Origin of the sequence: Kitasatospora sp. NPDC050463, from assembly GCF_040655255.1 — a bacterium.
GTDB lineage: Bacteria > Actinomycetota > Actinomycetes > Streptomycetales > Streptomycetaceae > Kitasatospora.
Window position 1 is genome coordinate 107,401 of the sequence record NZ_JBFAJO010000010.1, and the last position, 14,398, is coordinate 121,798.

Genomic DNA, 14,398 nt, shown 5'->3' on the forward strand with positions numbered 1-14,398 from the left:
ACCGCGCTCAGACGGTGAGCGGGCCGTCGGACGGCGCGACCGGGGTGGGCAGCTCGGTGCGGCCGCGCAGGTGGCGGTCGACGGCGGCGGCCACCGCCCGGCCCTCGGCGATCGCCCAGACGATGAGCGACTGACCGCGCCCGGCGTCGCCCGCGACGAACACGCCGTCCGCCCCGCCGGCGAACTCCTCGTCGCGGGCGAGGTTGCCCCGCGGGCCGACGGTGAGGCCCAGCTGCCCGATCAGCGCGCCGTTGTGACCGGGGCCGGAGAAGCCCAGGGCCAACAGGGCCAGGTCCGCCGGGAGGGTGCGCTCGGTACCGGGCCGGGGCCGGCGGTCGCCGCGGCGCGCCTCGGCGAAGCGGACGGCCGCCAGCCGTCCGTCCGCGCCCGCCTCGAACCCCACCGTGGTCGCCGCGAACACCCTGGGCTCGGCGGCCGTGCCGCCGGCCTCCTCGTGCGAGGTCGTCACCCGGTAGACCTTGGGGTGGACCGGCCAGGGCTGGTCGGCCGCGCGGCGCCCGGGCGGGCGGGGGTTGATGTCGAACTGGGTGACGGCCGCCGCCCGCTGGCGCAGGGCCGTGCCCAGGCAGTCGGCGGCGGTGTCGCCGCCTCCGACGATCACCACGTGGCGGCCCTCGGCGGACAGCGGCGAGACGTCGCGATCGCCCTCGTCGACCCGGTTGGCGAGGGTCAGGTAGCTGATGGCCTGGTGCACGCCGGCCAGCCGGCGGCCGGGCACCCGGAGCTCCCGGCAGCGCGTGGCGCCGACGGCGACCACCAGCGCGTCGCTGCGCGCCCGCAGGTCGTCGGCGGGCAGGTCGCGGCCGACCGCGATCCCGGTGCGGAAGACGGTGCCCTCGGTCCGCATCTGCTCGATCCGCCGGTCCAGGCGGTGCTTCTCCAGCCGGAACGGCGGTATGCCGTACCGCAGCAGCCCGCCGATCCGGTCGGCGCGCTCGTAGACCGTCGTGGTGTGGCCGGCCCGGGTGAGCTGCTGGGCGGCGGCGAGCCCGGCCGGACCGGAGCCGACGACCGCCACCCGCAGGCCGGTCAGCCGCTCGGGCGGCTGCGGCGCGTCGAAGCCGCTCTCCCAGGCCCGGTCGGCGATCGCCAGCTCCACGTTCTTGATCGTCACGGCCTCGGCGTCGATCGCCAGGACGCAGGCGCTCTCGCACGGGGCGGGGCAGAGCCGGCCGGTGAACTCGGGGAAGTTGTTGGTGGCCAGCAGCCGCGCGGCGGCGGCCCGCCAGTCGTCCCGGGCGACCAGCGTGTTCCAGTCCGGGACGAGGTTGCCCAGGGGGCAGGCGTGATGGCAGAAGGGCAGCCCGCAGTCCATGCAGCGGGCGGCCTGCGCACTGATCACCGGCAGCAGCGCGCCCTCCCGGTAGACCTCGCGGCGGTCCCCCAGCCGCTCCTGCGGGTCCCGGCGCTCGCGGGGGTGCCGGGGCGTGGTGAAGAAGGCCATGCGGTCGGCCAGGGGGTCAGCCATCGCGGTCTCCGGCGGGGCGTGCCAACGCGGGGCGGTGGCACCGCCGTACCGCGCCCCGACGGACGCGCCACCGGTTGCGCATCACCGTGTGGCCACCGTACGCCTGCGAACCGCCCGGCGACAGTGGCCGGGGCGCGCTCCGGCACGATCGGGCCCAGTCCGCCGGTCTCCTCCCCCGGGCCGGGCGGGCGCCCGGTCAGGCCGGCAGTTCCTGGCGGTAGGCGTCCAGCACCGGCGCGGTGGTGGTGGCGAGGAACTCGGTGACGGTGTACTCGACCAGGCCGGCCTCGCTGAACGGGTCGGTCCGGACGATCTCCTCGACGACCGCCCGGTCCGTGCCCGCGGCGATGATCACGCCGCCGTTCCGGGGCACCTTGCGGCCCGAGGCGAGGAACGTCCCGGCCTCGTAGTGCTCCTTCAGCCATTCCACGTGCCGCGGGAGCACGGCGTCGATGCGGTCCAGGGGCGCGATGTAGGTCAACTCGAGAACGAACATGAGGCCCAGGCTAGCCCGAGCCGTCGACGGGCCGTCAGCTGCCCGGAGATTTTGCCGAACGGTCGACCAACGGGCCCCGCTCCGCCGATAGCGTGCGGACGTCCCCATCGATCACGGGCGCGGTCAGGCCGCGCCGGAAGAGGTGTGCCATGAGCCGGTTCGACGTCCCCGCAACCGCCGCCGTACTGCCGCAGGCCTGGCGCTCGCGCGTCCTGGGCCGGGTGGGCACGGCCGCCGTCAAGGTGCTGCGGATGGACGGACTGCCGCTGGAGGAGGAGCGGCACGAGCACGCCGAGGCGCTGCTCGTCCTCGACGGCCGGCTGGACCTGCTGGTCGCCGGCGCCGCCGTCCCGCTCGGTCCCGGTGAGCTGTACGTGGTGGCGGCCGGTGTCCCGCACGCCGTGGCGGCGGGCAGCCGCGGCACGCTGGTGATCGTGGAGGTGGACGAGGAGGCCGCCGCACCCGCCTGACCTGGTGGCCGGGCAGCCCGGGAGCGGCCGAAGTCTTCGGCGGGGTCTCTCAGTTGTCCGTCAGCGCCGGCCGCGCCGGCCCTCCGCCGTGACGGGCTCGCCGGTCTCCCCCGCGGACAGCGGGTCGGCGATCGGTCCTGCGAGCCGGCGCCCGCCGCCGCCGGCCAGCCGCCGGTGCTCCTGTGGGGTGAGCCCGCGAACCCTCTTGAAGGCGGTGCTGAGCGCGAAGGCGTTGCTGTACCCGACCCGGCGGGCCACCGAGGCGACGGTGTACTCGGGATCCCGGAACAGGTCGGCGGCCAACGCCAGCCGCCAGGTTGCGAGGTAGGCCATCGGCGGCTCGCCGACCAGCGCGGTGAACCGGCGGGCCAGACCCGCGCGGGAGATGCCGACCTCCGCGGCCAGCGCGGCCACCGTCCAGGCACGGGCCGGGTCGTCGTGAAGCAGGCGTAGGGCCGGGCCGACCACCCGGTCGTGCTGGGCCCGGTACCAGGCGGGGGCACTGCTGTCCGGGGCCGCGAGCCAGCTGCGCAGCACCCCGACGACCAGGAGGTCCAGCAGGCGGTCCAGGACCAGTTCCTGGCCTGTCTCCTCACGGGACATCTCGGCGGCCAGCAGCTGGACCAGGGTGTCCTCGGTGGCGGCGGCGCCCCGCCCGGCAGAGCGGACCAGCAGAGCGGGCAGATGGGCCAACAGCCGCCGGCCGATCTCGTGTTCGGCCTGGTAGGTGCCGGAGAGCAGTACGGCGGAACTCTCGTCGCCGGGTCGGACCTCGCCCCAGGTACGGAGGCCGAGGGACATCGAGGCGGCCACGTCGACGCCGTCGCGCGAGCAGAGCTGGCCCGGACCGATCACCACCTGGACCGGGGTGCCGGGGGTGTCGGCCACGGTGTAGGGATCCGGGCCGCGCAGGACGGCGACGTCGCCGGGGCTCAGCCGGACGGGTGTGCCGCCGTCGGGCAGGATCCAGGCGTCGCCCCGGATCGGGGTGACCACCGCCAGCGGAGCGCCGTCCTCGATCCGCAGGGACCACGGCGGGCTGAGGATCGAACGCAGCAGGAACGCGCCGCGCGCCTTCGGCCCGTCCAGCAGCCCCGTGAGAGTGTCCATGGGGCAAGAGTAGACGCGTGGACATGGATTGACACCGCGTCATTTGAGAGAGTCGTGAGCGGACGGACCAGGCGATGCCCGACCTGCTGGCTGGCTGGCGCGGCAACGCCGTTGGACGGAAAGAGGTATGAGCCCGATGGAACTGGCACGCGTGATCGCACTTGTGGCCGCCACGATCACCACCGGACTGAGCGCGGGCCTGTTCTACGCCTACGCCTGCTCGGTGATGCCGGGGCTGCGCGGGACGGAGGACCGGACGTTCATCGAGGTGATGCAGCGCATCAATGTGGCCATCCTCAACGGCTGGTTCCTCCTCGGGTTCGTCGGGGCACTGCTCTGCACCGCGGTGGCGGTGGCCCTGCACCTGCCGTCCGACGGGCACCCGGTGCTGCCGGCCGCGGTCGCGGCGCTGGTCTGCTACACGGCGGCGCTGGTGGTCACCCGGAAGATCAACATTCCACTGAACGACGCCCTGGCCGCCGCCGGGGAGCCCGGGCGGATCCCGGAACCCGCCGCGGTGCGCGGGCGGTTCGAGGCGCCCTGGGTGCGCTGGAACGTCGCGCGGGCACTGCTCTGCACCGCCGCGCTCGGCTGCCTCTGCTGGGCACTGGTGCTGCACGGCGACGCGACCGGCTGAGCCCGGGCCGACGCCGTTGCCCCCGACCGCGATCAGCGCGCGGACGGGGGCAACGGTGGCTTGTTGCGCAGCGGGGCGATCTCGCGGTCCAGCGTGGCCACGTCCAGCGCGATGCGCCGGGCGATGTCGCGCGGGCCGGCCTCCGCCGGCAGCCGGCGGCTCCAGGAACGGGCCCGGGCCGGCCCGTCGTGGGCCATGTGGAAGTTGAGCCGCAGTCCGCCGCCCAAGTCGACCAGGCTGATCAGGAAGTGGGTGTCGGACAGATCGATGGTGACGTCGTTGCCGATGCACGAGCAGCCCACGAGATCGCCGATCTCCTCCTCCGCAAGGTACTTGGCGAGCTGGATGGCCTTCCCCTCGACACGGAACGGTCGCAGTACGGGACTCACGGTGGCTGTCGCCTCTTCCCCGGTGCTCGCTGAACGCCTGCCGTTCCCGCCATGATCCCGGAACCGTCGGTCGCGGCCAAGTCACCTGCATAACAACGGACTTGGGCGACAGCACAAGGGGCGCAGAGGGCGCACGCCGAACGGGCCGCTGCCGTGCCGGTTCAGGCGTCCCGGAATCCGGCGGAGACCGTCCGCGACGCGGCGCGGCCGTGCAGGAGCAGAGCGCGGACCAGCGCGGCCAGCCCCGCCGTACAGAGCAGGGTGCGCACCAGGTTGCCGGTCGCCCAGCTGCTCTCGAACGCGGCCCGCACGGCCGCGAGGTCCTGGATCCGCGAGGGATCGCCGGCCCGCGCGAGCTCGCTGTTGAGCGGCAGGTTGACGGTCGCGGTGACGACCAGTGCACCGAGGTAGAGCGCGGTCGCGGCGGCGGCCCAGATCGCGGTGGCGCGCCGCCCGGCCCGGTACTGGAGGAACGCCGCGAGGCCGGTGGCCACGAGCGCGCCGACGAAGACGAGCCCGAAGGCGGCGTTCTCGATCGCCTTGTTGATGTGCTGCATCGCGGTGACGTAGGTCCGGTCGTCGCTGTCGGCCAGGCCCGGCATGACGGCCACGTCGAAGGCGAAGAAGAGCCCGGCCATCAGACCCGTCGCCACGGTGCCGACGGCCAGGAGCGGCCCGGCGGCCCGGCTCCCTCGGTCGCCGACGGTGCCGGGGGCGGGGACGGGAGCGGTGCCGGGGGCGGGTGCGGGTGCGGCAGCGGGGGAGGTGAGGGTGGTCCGGTCGTGACGCATCGGTACTCCTTCGGCGGGCGTGCGGGGCGGCCGCGTCTGCTGGGTGATTCCGGTGCCCCGCGCGTCATCTGTGAGGGCACCCAGTCAAGTCCGCCGCGACCCTGTGGACCATCGTCGTCGAGCTCAGCTCCATGTCCGCGCGTCCAACCCGCCTCCGACCCGCGTCCAACGCGCCTTCGAGGCTCCTCGGGCGACGAGCCACCTGTCCGCTACCGGTGCTCCGCCCGTTCCTCCCGCGTCGCCGAGGGCTCCCGCCGCCCCGCCCGCTGCCGCCACACCAACGGCAGGGCCAGCGCCGCCACGACCGCGAGCAGCCCGGCCAGGCCGATCGCGCGGCCGGTGCCGACCGCCTGGACGTCGCGGAAGGCGGCGTTGATCGCGTCCACCGTCGCCTGGTCGACCGAGGCGAGGATCTGGTCGGCGAGCTTGGAGTCCGTGACCGCGTTGCCCAGTTCCTGGGCGTCGGCCTCCGACAGCCCGGCCGCCCGCGCCCGACTGATCGCCTGGTTGGTCTCCACCGCCTGCTGGACCGCCACCATCACGGCGACACCGAAGGCGCCGCCCAGCATGCTGGTGACCTTGAACATCCCGGAGGCCGTCCCGGCCAGTTCCTCCGGCGGCCCGGCCACCGCGGTGTCGGACAGCGGCACGGACATCAACCCGAGGCCGGCGCCGAGCACCAGCAGCCCGGCGGCCAGGACCGCGTAGTGGTAGGAGTCGCCGAGCACCGCCGTCACCAGGGTGCCGATGCCCAGCAGGAACAGGCCGACGGCCACCGGGAGCCGCGCTCCGCGCCGGGCCGCCCCCCGCCCGCCGAAAGGGTTGAACAGCAGAATGGTCACCGTGGAGGGCAGCAACAACAGCCCGGCCGCGACCGGGCCGTAGCCGCGGACCTCCTGGAGGTAGAGCGTGAGCAGGAAGCTGACCCCGGCGAAGACGATGTTCATCACGGAGTTCGCCGCGAGCGCCCCGTCGAACGGCCGCGAGGCGAACAGCCGCAGGTCGAGCAGCGGATCCCTGACCCGCCGCTCCACCAGGACGAACAGCACCGCCAGGACGACCGACCCGACCAGCAGGCCGATGATCACCGGGTCGGTGAAGCCGTCCTCCTGGCCGGCCGTGCACCCGTAGAGCAGGCAGAACGCGGCCCCGGCGCTGATGACCAGGCCGGCGAGGTCGATGTGCCGGGTGGCGTTCGGGTCGGTGGACTCCACGGCCGACCGGCGCACCAGCCACCAGGCGACCACGGCCAGCGGGGCGTTGATCCAGAAGGTCGACCGCCAGCCGGCCAGGCCCGTCAGCACCCCGCCGACGGCCGGCCCGGCGGCCTGGCCGACCCAGGCCACCGCCATCCAGGCTCCGAACGCCCGCGGCTGCTCCTCCGCCGGGAACATCGGCGGGATCAGCGCCAGCGTGGCGGGCAGGATCAGTGCCGCGCCGACACCCATCGCGGCCCGTCCGACGATCATCCCGGTCACCCCCGGCGTGAACGCCGCCAGCAACGAGACCGTACCCAGGAGCACCAGGCCGAGCTCCAGCATGCGCTTGCGCCGAACACGTCCCCCAGCTTCCCGGCCGCGAGCACCAGGGCGCCGGTGGAGAGGCTGAAGGCGTTGTTGGCCCACTGCAGGGCGGGCAGCGAGACCGACAGCTCGTCGGAGATCGTCGGGACCGCGACTCCGAAGTCCGCGAAGGACAACCAGACCATGCCGGCCGCGACACACATGCCGGTCATCGCGGTCCACCGCCGCGGGGAGTACCCCCCGTTCGGCGTCCCGGGCGTTGCGGTCATGGTCCGCTCCCTCCGTCGCCCGGCCCCGTGCCGAACGGACCAGCCCACTATCCGGGCGCACCGGCACCGGTCCCGTCGCCACACGCCGCCCATCACCCGGACGGCCGCCCGAACCGTGGACCCGGGGGATCCGACCGCGACGCCGTCGGCCCGGGCCGCGCGCCGAGCGGGTCAGGATGCCGAGCGGTGCTCGTACTGGTAGGGCGTCATGGTGGTCAGGACGGCGAAGCCCAGGCGTTCCAGGATCGGGCGGCTCTGGTCGGAGGCGTCGACCCGGAGGTACTCGTAGCCGAGACCGGCGGCGATCCGGGCGCGGTGCGCGACCAGGGCGCGGTACACGCCGCGACCGCGCCAGGCAGCCAGGGTGCCGCCGCCCCAGAGCCCCGCGAAGCCGGTCCCGGGGTGCAGCTCCATCCGCGCCGCGCTCACCGGGATCTCCCGGCCCTCGTGGTGGGCGACGGCGAGGTGGACCTTGAAGGTGTCCGGGCTCGCGGCGAGCTGAGCGAGGATGCGGCGGCCCAGCCGGGTGCCGTCGGTGCCGAAGGCCTCCTCGTGCACGGCGACGACCTGGGCGACGCCCGCCTCGTCGGTGACCTCGCGCAGCTCGATACCCGCCGGCTCGCCCGTACCGGCCATCCGGCGGGTGAGGTCGGCGAGGTCGGCGACCATGAGGGTCTCCGGCTCCTCCGGGGTGAAGCCCGCGGCGGTCAGGCGGTCGCCGAGGTCGGCCGGGCGGTCGTGACCGTACAAGGTCCACTCGAAGTCCTGGCCGAGAGCGGCGTAGTGGCGGACCTGCTCGGCGATCACGTCGTCGGCGTCGTCGGCGTCGAGACCCGACCAGAGGATGCCGTTCCAGACGCTGTCGGGGCCGCTCTGACGCACGACGGCCGGGGTGCGCTCGATGCGGGCGGCGGGGGTCTCGGACGCGGCGTCGCGGCGCATCCGGGAGTCGAGGAGCGCCAGCAACTCTTCATGATCCGTTTTCATGCGGGCACTCCATCACCCCCGGGACCAGCGGGGCAACCGGAATTCCGGGGGCCTGCGGGCTGCGGACCCGCGGCCGGACCGGGGTACTCGGGGACATGTCCCGGGCACCCCGGCCACCCACCCGCGGTTCGCGGCCGGCCGGCAGCGGCCGACGCGGTCAGCGGCGCGTCGCGGTCACCACGGTCGCGTCGCGGTCGTCGCACGAGGAGAGTGCGCCGTGCAGCCCGGCCGCGCCCACGACGGCGAGGGCCTCGGGCACCTGGCGCTCACTGGTCTCGAAGAACAACGCCCCGCCCGGGGCCAGCCACCGCGGCGCCTCCCCCGCGACCCTGCGCAGCACGTCCAGCCCGTCGGCGCCGCCGTCCAGGGCCGGACGCGCCTCGTGCACGCGGGCCTCGGCGGGCAGCAGGGCGATGTCGGCGGTCGGCACGTAGGGCACGTTCGCCAGCAGGACGTCGACCCGACCGCGCAGCGCGACGGGCAGCGGCTCGAACAGATCGCCCTCGAACACCCGGCCGCCGGCGGCAGCCAGATTGCGGCGCGCGCACCGGACGGCCGCCGCATCGACATCCGCCGCGTACACCTCCACCGGGTGGGCGGCCGCCGCCGCGAGGGCGGCGGCCAGGGCGCCGCTGCCGCAGCAGAGGTCGACCACCAGGGCGTGCGCGGGCGTCAGGCCGAGCGCCGTCTCGACCAGGAATTCGCTGCGGCGCCGGGGCACGAAGACACCGGCGTCCACGGAGATCCGCAGGCCCCCGAACTCCGCCCAGCCGACCACGTGCTCCAGCGGGTGACCCTGCGCCCGGGACCGCACCATCGCCGCGAGTTCCGCGGGGGTGGCGGCGGCGTCGAGCAGGATGCGCGCCTCGTCCTCGGCGAACACGCATCCGGCCGCCCGCAGGCGGGCGGTCACCGAGGAACGCAGCAACGCGGAAGAGAAAACAGACAACTGGAACCCCATCAAAGAAAGCAGGCGAAAGATCAATCCGCCGGGGCTCCCCTAGAGGGACCGTCGCCGTACCGGCCGAGCGCCACTACGCGCTCGGCGCCACGCCTTCACAGCCGTTCAGGGGGAGCACCCGCTCGGTCGTACCGGTAATGGGTCTCACCTCCCGAGATCTTGGTCCTATTCGGCGCCGCCACCCTACCGCACCCTGCGATACGGAAAGCACCGGCGGCGGGCCCGCCACCGGTGGTATCCAGGTGCGATGACAACCTCGACCGTGCCGGGCGAACCGCCCTTCGACGCCGTGCTGTGCGACATCGACGGCGTGCTCCGCTTCTTCGACCACCGGGAGGTGACCCGCCTCGAACACGCCGCCGGACTGCCGCAGGGCCGGACCGCCGAAGTGGCGTTCGCCGGCGACGCCGGAACGACGCTGATCCTCGGCGGGCTCACCCGGAGCGAGTGGGCCGGGGCGATCGCCCGCGACCTCGCCGCGGCCGGCCTGCCGGCGGAACCGGCGCGGGAGCTGGCCGCCGCCTTCACGCACGTGCCGGCCCGCGCGGACGCCGCCGTCGTCGACCTGCTCCGCCGGGCCCGGGTACGCTGCCGCGTCGTGCTCGTCTCCAACGCCACCGTGTGGCTGGAGGAGGACCTGGCCGCGCTCGGGCTCGCCGACCTCGCCGAGGACGTGGTCAACAGCGCTCAGGTCGGTGCGGCCAAGCCGGACCGGCGGATCTACGAGGTCGCGGCGGAGCGGGCCCGGACCACGCCCGGCCGCTGCCTCTTCGTCGACGACCGTCCGGAGAACGTCGAGGCGGCCGCCCGGCTCGGGATGACCGGGCTGCTCTACCGCGAGCCCGCCGATCTGCGCCGGGCGCTCGCCCCGCTCCTCGACGGCGCGCACTCGGGTGGCCCCCTGCGGGGGTGAGTCCCGACCGGCCGGCCCTCGGGGGGCCTCCCCTCAGGCGAGGAGGTCCGCCACCAGGGCGGCGAACTCCTCCGGGGTGAGGATCCGGATGCCGAGCTCCTCGGCCTTGGCCCGCTTGGAGCCGGCCTTCTCGCCGGCGACCAGCAGGGTGGTCCGCTTGGAGACCGAGGAGGAGGCCTTGCCGCCGGCCCGCTCGATCAGCTCGTTCACCGCGTTGCGGGAGAGCTCGGCCAGCGGGCCGGTCATGGCCCCGGTGACGACGACGCTCTCGCCGGCCAGCGGGCCGCCGGCCGCCGCACCGCTCGCGGCCGGCGACCCGGCCCCGGCGGCGGGCGCGGTCGGCGCGGTGACGGCGGTGCCGACCCCCAGGGCCGCCAGCCGGTCCAACAGGGTTGCCACCTCGGCGAGTTCGGCGACGATGACGGTGGCCTTCTCGGCGCCGATGCCGTCCACCCCGGCCAGCGCCTCGGCGTCGGCGGCCCGGATCGCGGCCATACTGCCGAAGTGCGCGGCGATCCGGCGCGACATCGTGCGCCCGGTGCCGCGGATCCCGAGCGCACAGAACACCCGGTTCAGCGGCTGGGTGCGGGCGGTCTCGATGGCGGCGAGCAGGTTGTCCGCGCTGGTGTCCCCCATCCGCTCCATGGTGAGGAGCTGCTCCTTGGTGAGCGTGAAGAGGTCGGCGAGGTCCCCGACCAGCCCGGCCTCTACGAGTTGGACGGCACGGGTGCCGCCGAGGCCCTCGACGTCCAGCTGGTCCCGCCCGGCCGCGTAGACGATCGAGGCGACGGCCTGGCAGGCGCGGCCGCGCACACAGCGCCAGCGCTGCTCGGAGGTGTCGATCGCGTCACCGCAGCGCGGGCACGCCTCGGGGAAGGCGATCGACTGCTCGGCGCCGGTGCGCTGGTCCACCAGTGGGGCCTCGACACGCGGGATGACGTCGCCCGCGCGGTAGACGAAGACCTGGTCCCCGATCATCAGGCCCCGGCGCTCGATGTCGGCCGGGTTGTGCAGGGTGGCGTAGGTGACGGTGACTCCGTCGATGACCACCGGCTCCAGGACGGCGCGGGGCGCGATGATGCCCGTCCGGCCGACGTTCCACTCCACCCCGAGCAGCCGGGTGACCTTGTGCTGGGCCTGCAGCTTGCGGGCCACCGCCCAGCGCGGGGCGCGCGAGCCGGAGCCGGCCTGCTTCTGGTCGGCGGCGGAGTCCGCCTTGACGACGACGCCGTCGATGCCGAACGGCAGAGCCGCGCGCAGGGCCGCGATCTCGTCGACGCGCTGCCCGACCTCGGCGATCGTGGCGCAGCGCTGCGGGTGGGCCGCGGTGGCGGCCGCGGTGTTGGCGCCGAGGCCGGCGAGGCGGTCCAGCAGGTCGCCGTGTCCGAGGCCGGGCAGGCCGATGGCACCGTAGGCGAAGAAGGTGAGCTCGACGCGGTACGCGCGGTCCTTGGCCCGCAGCGTGCCGGCGGCGCCGCTGCGGGGGTGCGCGAACGGGGTGGCGCCGTGCTCGGTGCGGACCGCGTTGGCGTGGTCGAACTGCTCCTGGGTGAGCAGGACTTCGCCGCGCAACTCGATGTCCAGCGGTTCGGCGAGCCGGGCGGGCAGGCCGAGCACCGCGTCGGCGGCATGGGTGATGTCCTCGCCGGCGAGGCCGTCACCGCGGGTCAGCACCCGGGTGAGGCGGCCGGCCCGGTACCGGGCGGCGATCGCCAGGCCGTCCAGCTTCGGCTCGACGCACCAGCCGGCCACCGGCCGGCCCAGGCGCCGCTCCAGGCCCTCCGCCCAGGCCGCCAGTTCCTCGGCGGAGAAGACGTTGTCGAGCGAGAGCATCGGCACCGAGTGCGGGACGTCCCCGACCACCGCGCCGCCGGCCACCTTGCCGGTCGGGGAGTCCGGGAGCACCTCCTGCGGGTGCTCGCGCTCGTACGCCTCGATGGCGCGCACCAGGGCGTCGTACTCGTCGTCGCCGAGCGGGGTGGCGCCGTCGGCGTAGTACGCGGCGGCGGCCCGTACGGCCGTGGAGACGGCGTCGGCGTAGGCGTCCGGAGACGCCAGGGCAGCGGGAGAGGCCATGGTGGCTGCGTCCTTCATACCGCCATCATGGCTCTCGGCACTGACATTCGACCGGGGGCCGCGGGCCGCCTCCGGAGCGGGCCCGGGCGGAGCCCGGACCGGGCGGGCCGCCCCCGCCGGGTCCGCGCTCAGCCGGTCGGCGGCGCCGCGGTGCGATAGGACTCGACCGCCGCCGGGGGCACGAGGCAGGGCAGCAACCAGTCCCAGAGCGCCTGCAGCCGGCCGGCCAGCTCCGCCCGGTCGCGCGCCGCACCGCCCAGCACCTCCAGTCCGCACGCGGCGGCCACCAGCAGGGACTCCGGGCCCACCCCGCCCGAGTGCTCGCGCAGCTCTCCCGCCTTGCGCGCATCCGCCAGCAGCTCCCGGACGGCGCCCGCCCAGACCCCCTGAAAGCCGCGGACCCCGGCGACCGGCCCGCGCTCGCCCTGCCAGGCACCGTCCTCACGGCCCAGCCGGAACGCCGCCCGGACCACCGGGTCCGACTCCAGCACCGTCACCAGCCAGTACCCCGCGTCGATCAGCGCCTGTACCGACGAGGTCTCCGCGCGCAGCGCGCGGCAGGCCGTCCGCAGTCCCCGCTCGGCGTGCTCCACGACCGCCCGCGCCAGCTCCTCCTTCGAGCTGAAGTGGAAGTACAGCGCGCCCTTCGTCACCCCTGCCGCCGCGGCGATGTCCGCCAGCGTCGCGCCCGCGTAGCCGGACCGGTCGAACAGCTCCGCCCCTGCCGCGACCAGACGTCCGCGCGTCCGCTCCGATCTCTCCTGCACCAACCGGCCCTCCACCCTCACGCCCGCACCACGCCAGGACTTTCACGGCGAGCTCCGCCGTTCGTCACCCGCTCCGCGGGAGCCACCGGCGTCGGCGCCGGGGCCGCTGCCGCGCCGCCGGAGGGACGATCGCGTTCCCCCACGGCCCCACGGACGGTCCCCGCCGGTCGGTCGAACTCCCGCGCGTCGACGATGCCGTGACTGATGGTCACCGGGTAACCCCTCCGGTGATCTACCGACGCATCCTTGGCACATTGGTTTGCCGGGTGGCCGATCCCGGCGGGTGCGCAGCCCGGCCGCACCGGGGGCGTCCGGCCAGGCGGTGTCCCGTGCGGGCACCCGAGCGCACCGCCGGACCACGAGAAACGGGACGAGCGGTTTGTTCTCTCTCAAACCGGACGCGCTGTATGGTTCCGGCCCGGTGACGATGCTCCGCAGCGGGACCGACGGCCGGGCGGGGTCGTCAGCGAGCGACCGGCCCGGCCGGGGCGGGGGCACCCCCGGCCCGGTCCGCGGCGGCGCGGGCCGCGGCCACCTCGGCGACCACCCGCGCACCCCGGTCGGCGTCCAGTTCCAGTGAGGCCAGCACGCCCGGCACGGCCACGCTCGGCAGCACGTGCTGGAAGAGGTCGGCGATCCGCCGCTCCAGGTCCGTCCGGTCGGACAGCTTCTGCGACTGGATCTGCACGCCCGACCAGGCCGCCGTCACCAACCAGGCGGTGTCGGCCGGCACGACGTGCGGCAGCAGTTCACCCCGCTCCCCCGCCGCCGTCAGCAGCGTCTCGAACCGGGCGATCCACCCGGGGACGGCCCCGCCGCCCAGATCCCCGACGCCGTCCTGGCCCAACGACAGCCGAGCGCCCGCACTCAGCAGGGTGTCACGCGGCATCAGATGCGCCACCACCATGCCCGTGTCCACGAACTCCTGTAGCCTGCAGGCCCGTTCGGGCACGACGTCATGGGCGAACTGCTCCTCCACCACGCCCAGCGCGAGGTCCCGCTTGGATGCGAAGTGGAAGTAGACCGCCCCGCGGGTGACGCCGGCGCGGGCCACCACCTCACCGATCGTCGCCGCTTCGTACCCGCACTCGTCGAAGACCGATGCCGCCGCCTCCAGAATCAGCCGGCGCGTCCGCACCGCCCGCTCCTGCCGCACCACACGACCACCCCGCCCACCGCACCGATTTGAACAAAACCAGACAGCCCGTATCTTAACCGGCGCTGATTAGCATACCGAACCTGCTGTTTTTGGTGGCGTGACGATCGGACGGGGATTCGGGAAACCGACCATGCGGTATATCGTGCGGACCTGGCGGTCCGGGCGGCGGCCCCCGGACGGACGCGGTCGACGGGCTTCGAAGCGGCGCGCCGACTCGTTCGCCGGGGCGGCAGACCCGTCCGTTGGTCCCGTCCGTCAGCCCGGGTGAACCACGGCGTGCGGCACCGGGTGGGAGCGCCTAACGTGGCCCCGGGCGCCCTGCCCGGCCTGCCGCCTCCCCGAACAGGCGCGGTCGGCGCCG

The 14,398-nt window shown here is 74.7% G+C and carries 15 protein-coding genes; 3 read left to right on the forward strand and 12 right to left on the reverse strand.

The annotated features are described in order from the left end of the window. Positions 1–7 precede the first annotated feature (7 nt). Together AB0J08_RS09095 and AB0J08_RS09100 are read right to left on the reverse strand one after the other, a co-directional pair. Positions 8–1,477, reverse strand: coding sequence for a glutamate synthase subunit beta (locus AB0J08_RS09095; RefSeq protein WP_360629495.1), 1,470 nt, complete (start codon positions 1,475–1,477; stop codon positions 8–10). Between the two features lie 208 nt (positions 1,478–1,685). After that, positions 1,686–1,985: a YciI family protein gene (locus AB0J08_RS09100; protein WP_360629320.1), complete on the reverse strand. Its 300-nt coding sequence runs from the start codon at positions 1,983–1,985 to the stop codon at positions 1,686–1,688. A 149-nt stretch (positions 1,986–2,134) separates the two neighbouring features. Here AB0J08_RS09100 and AB0J08_RS09105 point away from each other — a divergent pair, with 149 nt between their 5' ends. Beyond that, complete coding sequence (locus tag AB0J08_RS09105; RefSeq protein WP_360629323.1) at positions 2,135–2,455, forward strand: cupin domain-containing protein; 321 nt, start codon at positions 2,135–2,137, stop codon at positions 2,453–2,455. Positions 2,456–2,515: 60 nt separating this feature from the next. Here the strand turns inward: AB0J08_RS09105 and AB0J08_RS09110 are convergent, their stop codons facing one another. Next, on the reverse strand, positions 2,516–3,565 hold the full coding sequence (locus AB0J08_RS09110) for an AraC family transcriptional regulator (protein ID WP_360629327.1): 1,050 nt from the start codon (positions 3,563–3,565) through the stop codon (positions 2,516–2,518). Between the two features lie 151 nt (positions 3,566–3,716). On the opposite strand from AB0J08_RS09110, the gene AB0J08_RS09115 reads away from it, so the two are divergent. Next, positions 3,717–4,202, forward strand: coding sequence for an anthrone oxygenase family protein (locus AB0J08_RS09115; RefSeq protein WP_360629330.1), 486 nt, complete (start codon positions 3,717–3,719; stop codon positions 4,200–4,202). A gap of 32 nt (positions 4,203–4,234) precedes the next feature. Here AB0J08_RS09115 and AB0J08_RS09120 read toward each other — a convergent pair whose 3' ends face one another. From AB0J08_RS09120 to AB0J08_RS09145, 6 genes are all read right to left on the reverse strand, one after another. Continuing rightward, entirely contained in the window at positions 4,235–4,591 is a 357-nt protein-coding gene (locus tag AB0J08_RS09120) for a hypothetical protein (protein WP_360629333.1), read from the reverse strand. A 161-nt stretch (positions 4,592–4,752) separates the two neighbouring features. Continuing rightward, a complete protein-coding gene (locus AB0J08_RS09125; protein WP_360629337.1) occupies positions 4,753–5,382 on the reverse strand; it encodes an anthrone oxygenase family protein in 630 nt (209 codons plus the stop codon). A 209-nt stretch (positions 5,383–5,591) separates the two neighbouring features. Further along, positions 5,592–6,923 carry an MFS transporter gene (locus AB0J08_RS09130; protein ID WP_360629340.1) on the reverse strand — a complete coding sequence of 444 codons (1,332 nt, stop codon included), beginning with the start codon at positions 6,921–6,923 and terminating at the stop codon, positions 5,592–5,594. Beyond that, positions 6,857–7,174 (reverse strand): hypothetical protein, encoded by a 318-nt coding sequence (locus tag AB0J08_RS09135; RefSeq protein ID WP_360629343.1) that lies wholly within the window; start codon positions 7,172–7,174, stop codon positions 6,857–6,859. Before AB0J08_RS09135 ends, AB0J08_RS09130 begins: the two co-directional genes overlap by 67 nt. 171 nt (positions 7,175–7,345) lie before the next feature. Next, the gene (locus tag AB0J08_RS09140) at positions 7,346–8,161 is read right to left on the reverse strand and encodes a GNAT family N-acetyltransferase (protein WP_360629346.1); all 816 of its coding nucleotides are present in this window, start codon (positions 8,159–8,161) and stop codon (positions 7,346–7,348) included. A gap of 157 nt (positions 8,162–8,318) precedes the next feature. Continuing rightward, a complete protein-coding gene (locus AB0J08_RS09145; RefSeq protein WP_360629349.1) occupies positions 8,319–9,110 on the reverse strand; it encodes a putative protein N(5)-glutamine methyltransferase in 792 nt (263 codons plus the stop codon). 259 nt (positions 9,111–9,369) lie between these two features. Between AB0J08_RS09145 and AB0J08_RS09150 the strand changes: the two genes are divergently transcribed. Continuing rightward, a complete protein-coding gene (locus AB0J08_RS09150; protein WP_360629352.1) occupies positions 9,370–10,035 on the forward strand; it encodes an HAD family hydrolase in 666 nt (221 codons plus the stop codon). A gap of 33 nt (positions 10,036–10,068) precedes the next feature. Here the strand turns inward: AB0J08_RS09150 and ligA are convergent, their stop codons facing one another. The 3 genes from ligA to AB0J08_RS09165 all read right to left on the reverse strand — a co-directional run bounded on the left by ligA (position 10,069) and on the right by AB0J08_RS09165 (position 14,016). Further along, complete coding sequence (ligA, locus tag AB0J08_RS09155) at positions 10,069–12,129, reverse strand: NAD-dependent DNA ligase LigA (protein WP_360629355.1); 2,061 nt, start codon at positions 12,127–12,129, stop codon at positions 10,069–10,071. Between the two features lie 110 nt (positions 12,130–12,239). Next, positions 12,240–12,878 (reverse strand): ScbR family autoregulator-binding transcription factor, encoded by a 639-nt coding sequence (locus AB0J08_RS09160; protein ID WP_360629358.1) that lies wholly within the window; start codon positions 12,876–12,878, stop codon positions 12,240–12,242. 463 nt (positions 12,879–13,341) lie between these two features. Then, positions 13,342–14,016, reverse strand: a complete 675-nt coding sequence (locus AB0J08_RS09165; RefSeq protein WP_360629362.1) for a ScbR family autoregulator-binding transcription factor — start codon at positions 14,014–14,016, stop codon at positions 13,342–13,344. Positions 14,017–14,398 lie beyond the last annotated feature (382 nt).